Source organism: Stenotrophomonas sp. CASM114 (genome assembly GCF_049384325.1).
Classification (GTDB): Bacteria; Pseudomonadota; Gammaproteobacteria; order Xanthomonadales; family Xanthomonadaceae; genus Stenotrophomonas; species Stenotrophomonas muris.
Genome location: NZ_JBMRGJ010000047.1, coordinates 1 through 470 on the forward strand (window position 1 = coordinate 1; position 470 = coordinate 470).

1 protein-coding gene is annotated in these 470 nt (G+C 47.9%); it reads left to right on the plus strand.

What is annotated here, in order from left to right; all coding sequences use genetic code 11:
• Positions 1-314, plus strand: a 314-nt coding sequence (locus VG566_RS20405; protein WP_423172729.1) for a GNAT family N-acetyltransferase, incomplete at its 5' end; no start/stop codon positions are given.
• Positions 315-470 lie beyond the last annotated feature (156 nt).

Here is a 470-nt window from a genome sequence, read left to right on the forward strand (position 1 = left end):
GCCTTTTCATTCCCCTTAACCAAACTTTTTATATGCTCATCCAGCAAAAATCAACCGGGTCGAAAGAAATGTTTTACGTGGAAATCGATGGGAACATCGTTGCCGAAATGGTTTATACCCTGCCCTCACCGGACAAGATGATCATCGAACATACGGAAGTGGATGAAAGCCTTAAGGGAAAAAAAGTGGGCTACCAGCTCGTACACCACGGAGTGGAATACGCCCGTGAAAAAGGAATGAAGATTATCCCCCTCTGCAGCTTCGCAAGATCAGTCTTCGAAAAAACGTCTGAATTCAGGGATGTACTGGCCTGAGTAACGATGGCCGGCTTCCCCATGATTCCAATTCAACATCTGCCCGGGAGGGCGGAGCAGGGTATTGCCGGACCGGAACCCCATTGCTCCCGGCCAGGACATTTAACCAAAAACAATTCAACATGAGATGGAGCAGACTTGTCCCGTTTTTTCTAT